This window comes from Spiroplasma endosymbiont of Polydrusus pterygomalis, from assembly GCF_964030635.1.
GTDB lineage: Bacteria > Bacillota_I > Bacilli_A > Mycoplasmatales > Mycoplasmataceae > Spiroplasma.
In genome coordinates this window covers 406,490-422,231 of record NZ_OZ034909.1, presented here as the reverse complement: position 1 = coordinate 422,231, position 15,742 = coordinate 406,490, and the positions used below count along the sequence as shown (strand labels likewise).

The following is a 15,742-nucleotide window of genomic DNA, read 5'->3' as shown; positions in this document are numbered from 1 at the left end:
TGAGATAAATATAAAAATTATTCAAGTACTGGTAAGGATAGTGAACCATTAAAAAATATTGTAAAAGTCTATGAAGAAAATTTAAAACAATTTGGTTATCGTCGAATTACCAAATATTGAAAAGAAGATTATGGCATTGTTTATAATGCTAAGAAAGTATTACGAATTATGAAAGAAAATAATATTCAAGCTGAATATGTAAAGCGTATGCGTAGAAAAATATTAATAAAACAAAATAGAAATAAAAATATCATTAAATATCCTGATTTAGTAAATCGTAATTTTAATGATATTAAAGAAAGATTTTCAATTTTATTTACTGATGTAACTTATTTAATTTGAAATGGTAAAAAACATTATCAATCAACAATAATTGATGGATATACTAAAGAAATTATTGATGTAAAATGATCAAAATTTAATAATAACAAACTTGTAATTGATAATTTAAATGCTGCAATTAATAAAATTAAAAAAATAAAAAAAGATCTAAATAAAACAATAATTCATTCAGATCACGGATATCAATATACATCTAAAGATTATAATAGTAAATGTTTAGATAACAAAATTATAATTTCAATGGGTAAAAATTATCATTGTGCAGACAACATTATTATTGAAAGTTTTCATTCATTACTTAAAAAAGGAACAATCCATAATAAAAATTATAAATCTCATAATGAATATATTAATGATGTTAAAAAATGAAATAAATGATATTCAAACCAAAAAGAAAAAGATATAATAAATGAAAGTTTGTAAACCTTTTTATTAATACTTACTAAACAGGGTGCAGTCTAAATTTTCATTCAACTTCTTGTCTTATTTATAATAACAATTGAAAATTATAGATTGAAGCAATTAAATTAAACTTTAAAATAATCATTTTTAAAAATTTTAATTGCTTTTTAAGCATAAATAATAAGATACCGCAAGAAGTCTATCATGTTATTTCTCCTTTTTTTAATTTGGATTTTAACACAATATTTTTATTTGTTTAACTGTCCCATTTAATTTTATAATTCAGGAGATATTAAATTTTATAAATATTTGTTATTACTTGTTTAATAGATTTATATTTTTTTTACTTGCATTTACTTACAATTTACAAAGTGATTAATAATATTCCATTTTTTTCTTTTTTCAATGATATTATTAATTGGAAGAGCATGACAACAATTGGAGGGGGCACATGAGTAAAAATATTTATACGGTTAGTGAAGTTAATTATTATTTAAAAACAATGATTGAACAAGAACCAAATTTAATTAATATTTCTTTGCAGGGAGAAATTTCTAATATTACAAATCATTCTTCAGGGCATATTTATTTTACAATTAAAGATGATAAATCCCAAATTCGTGCAATTATGTTCGCTTTTAGTGCTAAAAATTTAAAATTTAAATTAAAAGAGGGCTTAAAAATTGTGGCAACAGGTTCGATTAAACTATATGAACCACAAGGGACATATAGTTTGCAAGTTGTTGCTTTGTCTTTACAAGGTGTTGGTGATTTATTTTTAAAATACGAAGCATTAAAGCAAGAATTAATTAAAAAAGGATGGTTTGATCAATCCTTAAAAAAACCAATTCCTCGTTTTCCAAATAATATTGGGGTTATAACAGCACCAACCGGAGCTGCCATTCGCGATATTATTACCACCATTCATCGTCGTTTTCCACAAGCAAATATTTATTTATTTCCTAGTTTAGTGCAAGGAGCTGAGGCAAAACGTGATATTCGTGCAAAAATTAAGGAAGCCCAAGCTTTTAAACCACAAATTGATACCTTAATTGTTGGTCGTGGTGGTGGTAGTATTGAAGATTTATGAGCCTTTAATGAAATTGAAGTTGTTGAGGCAATTTATCAAGCAACGATTCCAATTATTGCTGCTGTTGGGCATGAGGTTGATTTTACGTTGACTGATTTTGTTAGTGATTTACGAGCATCAACCCCAACTGCTGCGGCTGAATTAGCAACCCCTGATCAAAAAGAATTAGGAACTTATTTACAACAACAACGGAGTAGTTTAATTAATATTATTAAAAGCAAGGTTGATAAGGTTGGAGATAAGTTAAATGATTTAAAACATAGTTATGTGTTAACAAAGACACAAGCTTTGTATACTAATCAGCAGCATGTTTATCAATTGTTATTAAATAAATTTAATATCTTACAAGAGACTTTCTTTTTAGCAAATAAGAATATAATTAAAACTTATTATCAAACTTTAATAAGTACAATTCAGCAACAAATATTAACAATTGAACATGTTAAAAATAATTTATTAAGTAAATTAGACTTATTAAGTCCGTTAAAAACATTAACACGGGGATATAGTATTACGTACAATAATAATAAAAATGTCGTAACAACAACTCAAGATATTAAGAATAATGATATAATTATAACACGTGTGCAAGATGGAATTATTCAATCAATCGTGCAAGCAATTAATAAGGATGGTGAAAAGAATGACAAATAATAAATCATTTGAACAAATTTTAGAACAATTAAAACAAATCGTTAATGATTTAGAAAATAATCAATTACCATTAGATCAAGCAATTGATGCTTTTGAAACTGGCATTAAATTAACGAAAGTAGCGGAAACTAAGTTACAAGATATTAAAGATAAAGTCACTAAAATTGTTAAAGATAATAATGCCACTGATTTTATTGTTGATGAAGACTAGTTTATAATGGCAGGACAAATTTTTGAACGTAGTGGCTCAGTTAAAAAAAATAATATTAAAATTTGAAAAAAATTACATGAATTAAAATTAAATCGAGTTATTTTAAAAGATTTTAAAACTTTTGATGAAAAAGGAATTTTAATTAAAAATTTTGTTTACTTATTACGATTAAATAATTTAGATGAACAAGAATATTTTGATAGTATTATTTTAATCAAGTTAGTTTTAATTTATTATTATATGCAATATATTCGTCATTCGGGGGTAAAACGAGAAGGGGAACGAATTTTAAAAGTAATTAAGGAATTAAAAACGAAAATTTTTGTTAACCAGCTTGATACTAATTATGAAACAGAAATTTTTGCGGATAGTGATATTACTAATCCAAAAATTAAAATGTATTATAAGTTTAATTTTCTTTATAACTTTATTGCTAATATTTTTTACCAACCATTTACTAAATTGGAAAATCATAAGTTATATTTTGATTATGGTTATTATCTTGTTTTTTTAATTAATTTAACTGTAATGAAAAAGGTTTTAAAAGATAGCAATAATGTTGAAATTTATAAAACAAAATTAGCCGTAACCGCTAAATGTCATTATTTAATTGGTGAAATTACGCCACTATATTTCAATAATTTTGTTCAACAAATTAATTATTTTTTACAAAAATATTAAGTGGGGTTAAAAGATGAAATTGCAAGATTATCAGAGTCATCAGGATTTAAAAAATTTAAAAACAAAAGCTTTAATTGAATTAGCAGAGGATGTTCGCCGTCTTATTATTGCAACAGTGACGAAAAATGGTGGTCATTTAGCTAGCAATTTAGGAGTAGTTGAGTTAACAATTAGTTTATTGCAAACTTTTGATATTGATAATAATGATGTGATTATTTTTGATACTGGTCATCAAACTTATGCGTATAAGATTTTAACTGATCGAAAAACCCATTTTACAACAATTCGCTTGCCAGAAGGGTTAGTTGCTTTTCAACATGTTGATGAAAGTAAATATGACTATCTTTCAAATGGCCATGCTGGAACGGGCTTATCAACGGCTATTGCTTATAGTTATAATCAAAAGTATCATAATATTATTTGTGTAATTGGTGATGCTGCTTTTACCAATGGGTTAACTTTAGAAGCTTTAACTTATTTAGGAACAATTTCGAATAAAATTATTGTTATTATAAATGATAATGCGATGAGTATTTCAAAAAATGTTAATATTTTACATACAGCAGTTAGTAAAATTCGAACTGGGTGATTATACCGGGGGGCTAGTAAAATTGCGCGAGTTTTACGTTATATTCCACCATTAACATTGTTATGATTAGGACATTTATTAGTGGAAAAAATTATTCGTAGTTTTGCTATTCCGAGTTTATTTGCTGGTTTTAATTTGGATTATATTGGGACTGTTGATGGGCATAATTTTCGTAAGTTAACAAAAAGTTTGCGGCAGACAAAAAAACGCAGTGCCAGTGTTGTCCTACATGTTAAAACAAAGAAAGGACATGGTTATGGATTATCACAAGCAGAGCAAGAAAAATATCATTCTTATAGTTTAACCGAGAATAAAAATAATGAATGAAGTTATTATGTTGCTCAAACAGTGGAAAAAACCTTCCAAACTGCCCCCGAAAAATTTTATTTTATTTCAGCGGCAATGCAAGCTTCCGTTCATTTGGAAGAATTTATGTTACAAAATCCCCAATATTGTTTTGATGTTGGATTAGCAGAGGAGCATGCTGTGACATTAGCAGCTGGTTTTGCTTTAGACCATCATAAAGTAATTGTGAATATGTATGCTACTTTTTTACAACGGACTTATGATCAAGTTTTACATGATGTTATTCGTAATCATTTACCGGTGATCTTTTTAATTGACCGGGCTAGTTTATCACTGGGGGATGGCGATAGTCACCATGGGATTTATGATGTTGGTTTTTTAAATAGTATGGGGGATATCCCAATTATTAGTCAACCAGCAACTAGTGGTGAATTTGAGCAATTATTAAAGTTAGCGTTAGCAAATCAAACAAATCCTTTTTTTATTCGTTATCCAAAGGGTGGAATTACGCATCAAGCTTGTGCGGAACCATTTCAAATTGGGCAATGAGAATATGTTATTCAAAATGCTAAAGTACCAATTTTATTAATAACATATGGGAATAATGTCGTGAAAGCTCAAACAATTATTACGAAGTTAGCAACAAAAAAAATTAATCTTATCAATGCACGATTTATTAATCGACTTGATAAACAAATGCTAGCGCAAATTAAGACAGCGAAATATCGACAAATTATTGTTTTTGAAGAAGTTATTAAAGAAACGGGGTTATATGCTAAAATTATTGATTTTTTAATTAACAATCATACAACGACAATTTCACATTATGGTTACGATAATGGTTTAATTAAAAAAGAGAATAATAATTTAGCCGAATTATTAAGAAACTTAATTAATCCTGAATTGTAAATTATTTGGGACACTTTATTAGACTTCTTGCGATACTAACAAAAATAAAAAAATTACAAATAAAAAAAATTAAATTAAACTTTAAAATAAGAATTTTTAAAAATTTTAATTGCTTTTTAATCATAAATAATCAGGTATCGCAAGAAGTCTGATGAATTTTTATAATTTAATGATTTTCTTGGCATTGAATTTATTTTCAATGCTATTTTATTTAAGTCATCTTGATAAAATATTGATAAATCTATTCCTTTTGGTAAACTTCGTATCAAAATTCCATTATTATTTTCGTTTAATCCTCGTTGGCCAATGCACCAAACCAACAAGCAACGGTATTATATTTTAACATCTAAAAAAGTTAAAGAACAATAATAATCTTCCACCAAATTCGTTTTCAAATTGTCATATTGATTATTTTTTTGACTTTATCAAGAGTTTTCGACAAAATTAAAGTGTTATTTATAATAACAATTGAAAATTATAGATTAGAATTCTTGCGATACCTTATTATTTATGCTTAAAAAGCAATTAAAATTTTTAAAAATGCTTATTTTAAAATTTAATTTAATTTAATTTGTAATTTTGCTGAATTATACTTGCACTTACAAGTATAATTCAGCAATAAATAATATTTATTAAAAATAAATATAAGGCATTGTGTAGATACAAGCTCCAAATTTGTATCTCTTGTTAAATTGATGATAACATCATTTAAAATAAATGCAACTATTTTTTAAAAAAAATAAATTATTTTTAAATTGTTATTATTTTGAAAATATTTTGACACACTAAAAAATAATTTATTAAATTTAATTAATAAAAATTTACTTAATATTTTGTAAAAATATTTCTTTTGCACTTACTCAGTTTAAACAGGGTCGAAGTTTATCATTTATAATATTAACTACCCAATCTATTTCTTGTTGAGTAACATTATTAAAATCTGTTCCTTTGGAAAACCAATGTCTAAGTTCAGAGTTCATATATTCAATTAATGGTTTTTGTTGCGGTTTGCCGGGGTCACAAAAATAAACTTGTGTTTCAGCAAAGATTTCCATTTCTCTTCATTTACTAAATTCTTTGCCTTGATCTGTTATAATTACTTTTATTTTACCTATTAAATTATTATTTATAACAATATCTTTAAATTTTGCTACAACTTCATTAGCAGTGTTATTTTTTAATTTGATTACAAAGTAATTTTTACTTGATTGTTCAACTAAAACTAAATTACTAGATTGATGATCTTTACCAACTACAGTATCCATTTCAAATCAACCAACATTAGATTTTTTATTTTCAATATCTCATATTGATTTAAAATTATTTAATTTACCACGATTATCAGGTTTTCCTTTTGTTTTATATTTCTTACCATGATGTCGTAAATTTTGTTTATTTAAACCTAATAATTTTAAATCAATTCATTTATAAAAAGTTTTAACACAAGCAGGAAATTTAACACCAAATTTTATAAAATATCGATGAATAATTTGTGTTGGTGAATCATGAAGAATATTAAATCGTAAATTTAATCATTCTTTATGTTCTTTTGTAAATTCAGGCGGTTTTTTAATAGACTTTTTACGCTTTTGTTTATAATCTTTTTGTGCTTCATAAGGGGTATAATATTATATATTTTTAAATCTATTAATCTCTCTTTTAATAGTATTAATATCTCTTCCTGTTTGTCTTGCTATTTCTGATAAATTAATTGTGCCATTTTTCTTTTTACAAGTATCAGATAACAATAAATCACTAAACAAATCTCTCTCATCAAATTTTACATGTGTATATTTTTTCATATCTTTGTATATCCAATCTTTTTATTTAAATTTATTTATACACTATTTTTTTAAAAAGATATTGACAAAAAGTTTAAGAATTATATAATTAAATTGTAACAAGTAACAAATTTGTATCTCTATTACTTGTATTACAAAATAAAGGAGTAAAGTAATTTACTTTTTTTTATTTTGATGTAAAATGTAATTAATATAAAAGAACCGCGATGGTTCTTTTATACATTTCTATTTACTCTTTTATTTAATCATATTCATTAAATAATAGCAATTTTAATATGCAAAAAGGAGTAAAAATGAAAGAATTTAATCCAAAAACAGCAAGTTTAAGCACATTTAAGCGTAAAATAGATGAATTTTGAGCCGATAAGAAACCTAATATTCTCTATACTTTGAATGATTTAACCAATAAATTCAACCTTTCTCGTAAATGACGATATGATACTTATGCGAGCGAAAAGATAGTTCCTTTGCTTGAAAGACAAATTAATAGAATTGAAAGTGAAATAATTGAATATATGATGCGTTCACCTGATGGTACTAGGTTATATTGACAGCGTGCATTTAATCATAAGTATTCACTGCAAGAAAAAGAACTTGAAAAAGAATTAAACTTAAATAGTCAACAACCAATAATAGTTAATTTACAAACTGATATTAGAGATATTAAAAAAGAAAGTGATAATAATGCTTAATCATTTTACTTATTTGTTAGAAACGCCTTATTGGTTATTACAAAATAGTAATATTGGTAATAAATATCCATTTGTTAAGAAATATGAATTAGTTAATGAAATTAATCAAATTGGGACACGATATAGCGGTAAGACTATAGACTGCACCCCGTTTAGTAAGTATTAATAAAAAGGTTTACAAACTTTTATTTATTATATCTTTTTCTTTTTTGGTTTGAATATCATTTATTTCATTTTTTAACATCATTAATATATTCATTATGAGATTTATAATTTTTATTATGGATTGTTCCTTTTTTAAGTAATGAATGAAAAATTTCAATAATAATGTTGTCTGCACAATGATAATTTTTACCCATTGAAATTATAATTTTGTTATCTAAACATTTACTATTATAATCTTTAGATGTATATTGATATCCGTGATCTGAATGAATTATTGTTTTATTTAGATCTTTTTTTATTTTTTTAATTTTATTAATTGCAGCATTTAAATTATCAATTACAAGTTTGTTATTATTAAATTTTGATCATTTTACATCAATAATTTCTTTAGTATATCCATCAATTATTGTTGATTGATAATGTTTTTTACCATTTCAAATTAAATAAGTTACATCAGTAAATAAAATTGAAAATCTTTCTTTAATATCATTAAAATTACGATTTACTAAATCAGGATATTTAATGATATTTTTATTTCTATTTTGTTTTATTAATATTTTTCTACGCATACGCTTTACATATTCAGCTTGAATATTATTTTCTTTCATAATTCGTAATACTTTCTTAGCGTTATAAACAATGCCATAATCTTCTTTTAAATATTTGGTAATTCGACGATAACCAAATTGTTTTAAATTTTATTCATAGACTTTTACAATATTCTTTAATGATTCGCTATCCTTACCAGTACTTGAATAATTTTTATATTTATCTCAATAACTACGCTTTAAATCTGTTACATCAAGTAATAAATTTAGTGGATATTTATTAAGGTTTTCTTTTATAAAAAATACAATTTTTCTTTTATTTAATTGTAAAAGTCATGAAGCTTTTTTAGTAATTCATACCTAACTTTGTAATAGTTTAAATCTCTTTTTTTAAATGATTCTTTTGGACCTTTATTGGTGTTTAAAATTCCTTTCTTAAAATTTTCATACCATGAAGCAACAGTTTTTTTATTAATTGCATATTTTTTTGCAATAAAACTTATACTATTATTTTTAACCTCTTGTCCTATCATTTTTCGAAAATCTGCTGTATATTTATTAAATTTTTGTCCTTTTCTTGCCATATAAAAATGCACCTCCTTTAAAAGTTTAGCAAAGACTTTTTTTTCTTTACTTACTTTTTTGGGTGCAGTCTACATTCAGATCACGGATATCAATATACATCTAAAGATTATAATAGTAAATGTTTAGATAACAAAATTATAATTTCAATGGGTAAAAATTATCATTGTGCAGACAACATTATTATTGAAATTTTTCATTCATTACTTAAAAAAGGAACAATCCATAATAAAAATTATAAATCTCATAATGAATATATTAATGATGTTAAAAAATGAAATAAATGATATTCAAACCAAAAAGAAAAAGATATAATAAATGAAAGTTTGTAAACCTTTTTATTAATACTTACTAAACGGGGTGCAGTCTATATTTCCATTATATTTCCTCCTATTTTTAATTTGCTGGCACTCACTCCCAAGTGAAAGTGCCAAAGCGAGAATTAGTTATATAAGTATTTATCTATTTATTTACTACGCCATCCGCTTCACTGGGGGTGAGCGGTGGCGATAATATATTTAATATTTGTTTATTATTAGATAATAGACAGTTGTTTTTATGAGGTAAAGCCAGAGAATTCTCTCTCTTCATCCGCACCATTTCAGGTCAAAGCGTTCAGTTTTTAAAATAAATTCACTTGCACCTTGAAGAGCCTGGTGCTGGCGTTGTGGTTTGTAGAACCGCTGCCATCCTCGATGGGACAATGTCTATCGCAAATTTATTTATAAAGTGGCCATCTCTATTTTTATTGTCGTTCGATGTTGACCTTGCACTTATCACGACTATCGCTTAGTTTAAATATAACCAGCGCCGATTTACATTTTTCCTCATACACTATTTCAGTACTTGCCTCGGTTGGCTGTGGGAATGAGCTTAAACTCATGTTCTTATGGAAGCACTTAGTTATTTAAAATAACCGTCCCACACTGAATTAAGTTGTTTTATAAAATCAAAGTTTAAAAGAACCAGTTTATCAATCAAAGATAATTTTTGAATTTTCTAATTTTTTATAAAACCGCGTTTGTTTTTTATCTTTTGTACGATTTAATAAATCTTTATGTTTTTCACAAGTTCATAAAACTTTATTTGATAAAAATTCTTCGGTAATGAATGATATTGATTTATAGCAATTATCAACATCACAGATTGTTTGTTGCGTATTAATTTCCATTACTTACTCCTTCCTTTAATATTAAGTTTTTTCATTTATTAGCCAAATTAATTAACTAAAACAGAGAAAGGACAACACCTTAAAATTGGAGAAAAAAACAGGTACACTTTGTAAAGATTTATAAGATATTTAATAAATGTGTAAACAACTTTAAGTTAATGAAAAAGTTGCGATAAAAAGTTTCTATTTTAAGAATTTAAGATGCTGCCCTTTCTCTGAATTAATTAATAATTATGGGTTTACAAGCTGAATTATACTTGTAAGTGCAAGTATAATTCAGCATAAATAAACAAAAAAACATCAATTTCACGCCTAAGTAAAAATTGATGTTTTTTAAATTGAATAAGCCTTATTTTTCTTATTCTTATAGATTTTACCAAAAATATATAATATATACAACATTTCTTTAATTTTGATGTCCTTATCTTGTGATAATTTCGTAATAGTTATCTAGCAAAAATTTCGCAACCATTTAAAATTAAAAATGGTGATAACAACGGAAAGAAAAATAACAATGAAAGAACAACATAAATACAAAACAATTGAAAAAATTATTAACAATAAAATATCAAAGCAAAGAGCTGCAAATATTTTACACTTATCAATTCGTCGCATTGAACAACTTATAAAACTTTATGATCTACAAAATAGTCAATCATTTGCTCACCATTCTCGTGGAAGGGATAGCTCACAATAAAACAAATCCACAAATTTGTGAAAAGATTATAAATTTATATAAAACTAAATATATTGGCTTTAATTTTACTCATTTCAAATAAAAATTAATCGAAAATGAAGGAATAAACATTTCATATTCAGTTTTATACAAATTAATGTCCTTAAATCAAATTAAAACACCTCGAAAGCAAAAAATAAAAAAAAAGATAAAACCCACCCTTTAAGAGAACGTCGAAAATGTTTCGGCGAACTATTACAAGCTGATGCCAGTGAACATCATTGATTAGGACCAAATGGTCCAAAATGATTTTTACATGGCGCAATTGATGATACAACAAATACGGTTGTTGGATTATATTTTGCTTATCAAGAAACATTACAAGGTTATTATAATGTTTTACATCAAATTTTACGAAATTATGGAATTCCCATGACATTTTATACCGATAAACGAACAATCTTTACATACCAAAAAAGTAGTGATAAAACCGAAGAAAAAGACACCTTTACTCAATTCAGCCGATGCTGTGATGAATTAGGTGTCGAAATCATAACTACTTCAATTCCCCAAGCAAAGGGACGAATTGAACGTTTATGAGGCACTCTACAAGATCGCTTGAAAAATGAATTAATTCTCGCAGGAGTAACCACTATTGAAGAAGCAAATACATTCTTAAAAGAATTTATAACCAAATTCAATAAACAATTTGCCATTCCTATTGATTATAACAATTCTGTCTTTGTTGACGCTCCTAATAATGACAAAATTAATTTATTTTTATCAATCACTTCAACGCGACAAACAGACAATGGTTCATCAATTAGTTATAACAATAAAAAATATATGGCTTATAATAATAAAAAGTTAAAAGTCTTTAATTCAAAAACAAAAATTACAGTAATTAAAGCATTTGATGAAACATTATATTTAAAATATAACAATCAAATATATAATTTATTAGAATACATTCCGGTTCCTATTAAAAATATTGAAAACAAAGTTCCCAAATCTAAAGCACATAAACCAAAACCAAATCATCCTTGAAATAATCAATATACATTACAAACATTATCAATTAAATAATTTTGCGAAATTTTTGCTAGATATTGACACATTTCTTTAATTTTTATTGCGTTGCCAAAGTTGGGGAAAATAAAAAAGAAAGTTTTCAGTATGCTGAATTATACTTGTAAGTGCAAGTAAATAAAATTGCAAAAAATCTCATATAAAAATTTTATGATGCTAAGTTTATTTTAGAAAAAATAAAGCAAGGAGTTTTTATATGGGATATAAACATCTTGGCATATATGAAAGAATTTATATTGAGAATCAATTGAAGTTTAAAATAAAAATTAGTGAAATAGCTAAAAATCTTAATCGAAGTATTAGTACTATTATTCGAGAAGTTAATAGAAATAAAGATAATAATCATTATTTTTCATTAATTGCACAAAATAAAGCAGAAAATAGAAAACAATCACATATTTATTTTCATAAGTTTAAAAATAGAGAATTAGTAAAATATGTACAACAAAAATTATTATTAGGTTGATCACCCGAACAAATTTATGGCATAATTAAAAATTTTCATAAAGAATGAATTATTAGTTTTAAAACAATTTACAATTGAATTTATTCTGGATTACTTGAAAAAGTTACTAATAAAAATTTAAGAAGAAAAGGTAAGAAACGAAAATATCAAGAAAATCGGGGTAAATTTAATGGTAAATCAATTAAAGAACGAAATGCTAATGTTAATAATCGCGTAACTCTTGGTCATTGAGAAGGTGATACCGTAGTATCATCACGAGGTAAAAGTAAATCATGTTTAATAACTTTAGTTGAAAGAACATCAAGATTTACTTTAGCAATATTAGTTGAAAATAGAACTACTAAAGTTATTAACGAAAATATTAGCCATTATTTATCAATTCTGCCAAATAATCTTGTTAAGACTATAACATTTGATCGTGGTAAAGAATTTGCTAATTGACAACAACTTGAAAAAAATTTAAATGTGAAAATTTATTTTGCTAATGCATATTCACCCTGACAAAGAGGTACTAATGAAAATACTAATGGTTTAATTAGAGAAAAATTTCCTAAAAAATTTAATTTTTCAAATACTACTAAAAATGCAGTTCATAAATTTATATTGTCTTTAAACCAAAGACCAAGAAAAATACTAAATTATCTTTCGCCAATCGAATATTTGGTTAGAAAAATAATTTAGTTGCACTTAACTTTACAATTTGGCAATTAATAAAATTAAAAAAATAAAAAAAGAGCTAAATAAAACAATAATTCATTCAGATCACGGATATCAATATACATCTAAAGATTATAATAGTAAATGTTTAGATAACAAAATTATAATTTCAATGGGTAAAAATTATCATTGTGCAGACAACATTATTATTGAAAGTTTTCATTCATTACTTAAAAAAGGAACAATCCATAATAAAAATTATAAATCTCATAATGAATATATTAATGATGTTAAAAAATGAAATAAATGATATTCAAACCAAAAAGAAAAATATATAATAAATGAAAGTTTGTAAACCTTTTTATTAATACTTACTAAACATGGTGCAGTCTATACCTTCTGGCGTTTTAACCATTTGTTTAATAAGCTCACTTTCTATTTTATCAACTTGTTTTTCAAGTAAAGGAACTATCTTCTCGCTCGCGTAACTATCATATCTTCACTTGCGAGAAAGATTTAATTTATTGGTTAAATCATTTAAAGTATAGGGAATATTATGTGATTTATCACGTCAAAACTGCTCTATTTTACGCTTAAATGTTCGTAAACTTGCTGTTTTTGGATTAAATTCTTTCATTTTTACTCCTTTTTGCATACTAAAATTGCTATTATTTAATGAATATGATTAAATAAAAGAGTAAACTATATCTGAATATATAACAAAGAACCGCGATGGTTCTTTGTTTATCATTTATATTTTACATCAAAATAAAAAAAGTCTTTAATTTTGTCGAAAACTCTTGATATTTATAAAATATATCTAAAATTAGGTATATTTTTAATATAAAGAAAGGTAAATAATTGATGGAAAAAATACTTGCAGAATTAATAAATAGTTTAACAGATGATCAATTTTTAGAATTTTATGAAAAATTTAAAAAAGAAGCAGAATTAATCAAAAAACAAAAACGCTTAAATGAAATTGATCAAAAATTTAGAGATAAAGGTATTAAATGCCCTAATTGCAAATATTATCATTGTTTTAAAAATGGCCATAATCCCGAAGGAAAACAAAAATATTTATGCAAAAAATGTCGGGCTAGTTTTGATTCTTTTCGTCATCATTTTACTTATTGAAGTCATTTAAATTGTGAACAATGAAATTTATTAATTCAAATTTCATTGTTAGGACAATCTATTAAAGTAATTTCCCGTTTTATTAAAACAACACCCAAAACAGCTTGATATAATCGTCAAAAATTAATGCAATCAAAACAATTAGAAAATACTCAATTAAAATTTAAAAAATTAAATGGCCAAATACAAATCGATGAAACATTAGAATTCTTGCGATACCTTATTATTTATGCTTAAAAAGCAATTAAAATTTTTAAAAATGATTATTTTTAAGTTTAATTTAATTTTTTTTATTTGTAATTTTTTTATTTTTGTTAGTATCGCAAGAATTCTATTATTTACCTCTTTCACTAAAAATATACCTAATTTTAGACTGCACCCCGTTTAGTAAGTATTAATAAAAAGGTTTACAAACTTTCATTTATTATATCTTTTTCTTTTTGGTTTGAATATCATTTATTTCATTTTTTAACATCATTAATATATTCATTATGAGATTTATAATTTTTATTATGGATTGTTCCTTTTTTAAGTAATGAATGAAAACTTTCAATAATAATGTTGTCTGCACAATGATAATTTTTACCCATTGAAATTATAATTTTGTTATCTAAACATTTACTATTATAATCTTTAGATGTATATTGATATCCGTGATCTGAATGAATTATTGTTTTATTTAGATCTTTTTTTATTTTTTTAATTTTATTAATTGCAGCATTTAAATTATCAATTACAAGTTTGTTATTATTAAATTTTGATCATTTTACATCAATAATTTCTTTAGTATATCCATCAATTATTGTTGATTGATAATGTTTTTTACCATTTCAAATTAAATAAGTTACATCAGTAAATAAAATTGAAAATCTTTCTTTAATATCATTAAAATTACGATTTACTAAATCAGGATATTTAATTATATTTTTATTTCTATTTTGTTTTATTAATATTTTTCTACGCATACGCTTTACATATTCAGCTTGAATATTATTTTCTTTCATAATTCGTAATACTTTCTTAGCATTATAAACAATGCCATAATCTTCTTTTAAATATTTGGTAATTCGACGATAACCAAATTGTTTCAAATTTTCTTCATAGACTTTTACAATATTCTTTAATGATTCGCTATCCTTACCATTACTTGAATAATTTTTATATTTATCTCAATAACTACGCTTTAAATCTGTTACATCAAGTAATAAATTTAGTGGATATTTATTAAGGTTTTCTTTGATAAAAAATACAATTTTTCTTTTATTTAATTGTAAAAGTCATGAAGCTTTTTTAGTAATTCATACCTAACTTTGTAATAGTTTAAATCTCTTTTTTCAAATGATTCTTTTGGACCTTTATTGGTGTTTAAAATTCCTTTCTTAAAATTTTCATACCATGAAGCAACAGTTTTTTTATTAATTGCATATTTTTTTGCAATAAAACTTATACTATTATTTTTAACCTCTTGTCCTATCATTTTTCGAAAATCTGCTGTATATTTATTAAATTTTTGTCCTTTTCTTGCCATATAAAAACGCACCTCCTTTAAAGTTTAGCAAAGACTTTTTTTCTT

19 protein-coding genes and 2 pseudogenes are annotated in these 15,742 nt (G+C 24.6%); 13 read left to right on the top strand and 8 right to left on the bottom strand.

Going from position 1 to position 15,742, the window contains the following annotated elements:
• Positions 1–168: 168 nt before the first annotated feature.
• The 5 genes from ACQH23_RS02725 to ACQH23_RS02705 all read left to right on the top strand — a co-directional run bounded on the left by ACQH23_RS02725 (position 169) and on the right by ACQH23_RS02705 (position 5,184).
• A complete protein-coding gene (locus ACQH23_RS02725; protein WP_425377606.1) occupies positions 169–765 on the top strand; it encodes a DDE-type integrase/transposase/recombinase in 597 nt (198 codons plus the stop codon).
• A gap of 430 nt (positions 766–1,195) precedes the next feature.
• Positions 1,196–2,488, top strand: a complete 1,293-nt coding sequence (gene xseA, locus ACQH23_RS02720) for an exodeoxyribonuclease VII large subunit (protein ID WP_425378824.1) — start codon at positions 1,196–1,198, stop codon at positions 2,486–2,488.
• A complete protein-coding gene (xseB, locus tag ACQH23_RS02715) occupies positions 2,478–2,699 on the top strand; it encodes an exodeoxyribonuclease VII small subunit (RefSeq protein WP_425378823.1) in 222 nt (73 codons plus the stop codon). The genes xseA and xseB overlap by 11 nt, the downstream gene beginning before the upstream one ends.
• A gap of 6 nt (positions 2,700–2,705) precedes the next feature.
• Complete coding sequence (locus tag ACQH23_RS02710; RefSeq protein WP_425378822.1) at positions 2,706–3,380, top strand: hypothetical protein; 675 nt, start codon at positions 2,706–2,708, stop codon at positions 3,378–3,380.
• A 13-nt stretch (positions 3,381–3,393) separates the two neighbouring features.
• On the top strand, positions 3,394–5,184 hold the full coding sequence (locus tag ACQH23_RS02705; RefSeq protein WP_425378821.1) for a 1-deoxy-D-xylulose-5-phosphate synthase: 1,791 nt from the start codon (positions 3,394–3,396) through the stop codon (positions 5,182–5,184).
• 116 nt (positions 5,185–5,300) lie between these two features.
• On the opposite strand, the pseudogene ACQH23_RS02700 reads toward ACQH23_RS02705, so the two are convergent.
• Together ACQH23_RS02700 and ACQH23_RS02695 are read right to left on the bottom strand one after the other, a co-directional pair.
• Positions 5,301–5,486, bottom strand: a pseudogene (locus ACQH23_RS02700) (IS30 family transposase); the annotation flags it as partial.
• A 519-nt stretch (positions 5,487–6,005) separates the two neighbouring features.
• Positions 6,006–6,986: pseudogene (locus ACQH23_RS02695) on the bottom strand (IS30 family transposase).
• Between the two features lie 293 nt (positions 6,987–7,279).
• On the opposite strand from ACQH23_RS02695, the gene ACQH23_RS02690 reads away from it, so the two are divergent.
• Together ACQH23_RS02690 and ACQH23_RS02685 are read left to right on the top strand one after the other, a co-directional pair.
• The gene (locus ACQH23_RS02690; RefSeq protein ID WP_425378820.1) at positions 7,280–7,678 is read left to right on the top strand and encodes a hypothetical protein; all 399 of its coding nucleotides are present in this window, start codon (positions 7,280–7,282) and stop codon (positions 7,676–7,678) included.
• A complete protein-coding gene (locus tag ACQH23_RS02685) occupies positions 7,671–7,844 on the top strand; it encodes a hypothetical protein (RefSeq protein ID WP_425378819.1) in 174 nt (57 codons plus the stop codon). Before ACQH23_RS02690 ends, ACQH23_RS02685 begins: the two co-directional genes overlap by 8 nt.
• 19 nt (positions 7,845–7,863) lie before the next feature.
• Here the strand turns inward: ACQH23_RS02685 and ACQH23_RS02680 are convergent, their stop codons facing one another.
• Together ACQH23_RS02680 and ACQH23_RS02675 are read right to left on the bottom strand one after the other, a co-directional pair.
• Positions 7,864–8,451, bottom strand: coding sequence for a DDE-type integrase/transposase/recombinase (locus ACQH23_RS02680; protein ID WP_425378818.1), 588 nt, complete (start codon positions 8,449–8,451; stop codon positions 7,864–7,866).
• Positions 8,452–8,711: 260 nt separating this feature from the next.
• Positions 8,712–8,975: a transposase family protein gene (locus ACQH23_RS02675; RefSeq protein WP_425378569.1), complete on the bottom strand. Its 264-nt coding sequence runs from the start codon at positions 8,973–8,975 to the stop codon at positions 8,712–8,714.
• A 147-nt stretch (positions 8,976–9,122) separates the two neighbouring features.
• On the opposite strand from ACQH23_RS02675, the gene ACQH23_RS02670 reads away from it, so the two are divergent.
• Positions 9,123–9,305: a hypothetical protein gene (locus tag ACQH23_RS02670; protein WP_425378817.1), complete on the top strand. Its 183-nt coding sequence runs from the start codon at positions 9,123–9,125 to the stop codon at positions 9,303–9,305.
• A gap of 638 nt (positions 9,306–9,943) precedes the next feature.
• Here the strand turns inward: ACQH23_RS02670 and ACQH23_RS02665 are convergent.
• A complete protein-coding gene (locus ACQH23_RS02665; RefSeq protein ID WP_425378816.1) occupies positions 9,944–10,144 on the bottom strand; it encodes a hypothetical protein in 201 nt (66 codons plus the stop codon).
• 514 nt (positions 10,145–10,658) lie between these two features.
• On the opposite strand from ACQH23_RS02665, the gene ACQH23_RS02660 reads away from it, so the two are divergent.
• From ACQH23_RS02660 to ACQH23_RS02645, 4 genes are all read left to right on the top strand, one after another.
• Positions 10,659–10,841 (top strand): hypothetical protein, encoded by a 183-nt coding sequence (locus ACQH23_RS02660; RefSeq protein ID WP_425378815.1) that lies wholly within the window; start codon positions 10,659–10,661, stop codon positions 10,839–10,841.
• Between the two features lie 411 nt (positions 10,842–11,252).
• Complete coding sequence (locus ACQH23_RS02655; protein WP_425378814.1) at positions 11,253–11,906, top strand: hypothetical protein; 654 nt, start codon at positions 11,253–11,255, stop codon at positions 11,904–11,906.
• 199 nt (positions 11,907–12,105) lie between these two features.
• Positions 12,106–13,056, top strand: a complete 951-nt coding sequence (locus ACQH23_RS02650) for an IS30 family transposase (protein ID WP_425378813.1) — start codon at positions 12,106–12,108, stop codon at positions 13,054–13,056.
• Positions 13,057–13,075: 19 nt separating this feature from the next.
• A complete protein-coding gene (locus ACQH23_RS02645) occupies positions 13,076–13,387 on the top strand; it encodes a hypothetical protein (protein WP_425378812.1) in 312 nt (103 codons plus the stop codon).
• A 9-nt stretch (positions 13,388–13,396) separates the two neighbouring features.
• On the opposite strand, the gene ACQH23_RS02640 is transcribed toward ACQH23_RS02645, so the two are convergent.
• On the bottom strand, positions 13,397–13,669 hold the full coding sequence (locus ACQH23_RS02640; protein ID WP_425378811.1) for a hypothetical protein: 273 nt from the start codon (positions 13,667–13,669) through the stop codon (positions 13,397–13,399).
• A gap of 227 nt (positions 13,670–13,896) precedes the next feature.
• Here ACQH23_RS02640 and ACQH23_RS02635 point away from each other — a divergent pair, with 227 nt between their 5' ends.
• The gene (locus ACQH23_RS02635; RefSeq protein WP_425378810.1) at positions 13,897–14,406 is read left to right on the top strand and encodes a transposase; all 510 of its coding nucleotides are present in this window, start codon (positions 13,897–13,899) and stop codon (positions 14,404–14,406) included.
• A gap of 170 nt (positions 14,407–14,576) precedes the next feature.
• On the opposite strand, the gene ACQH23_RS02630 is transcribed toward ACQH23_RS02635, so the two are convergent.
• Positions 14,577–15,260, bottom strand: a complete 684-nt coding sequence (locus ACQH23_RS02630; RefSeq protein ID WP_425378011.1) for an IS3 family transposase — start codon at positions 15,258–15,260, stop codon at positions 14,577–14,579.
• 173 nt (positions 15,261–15,433) lie between these two features.
• A complete protein-coding gene (locus ACQH23_RS02625; RefSeq protein ID WP_425377767.1) occupies positions 15,434–15,697 on the bottom strand; it encodes a transposase family protein in 264 nt (87 codons plus the stop codon).
• Positions 15,698–15,742: the final 45 nt, after the last annotated feature.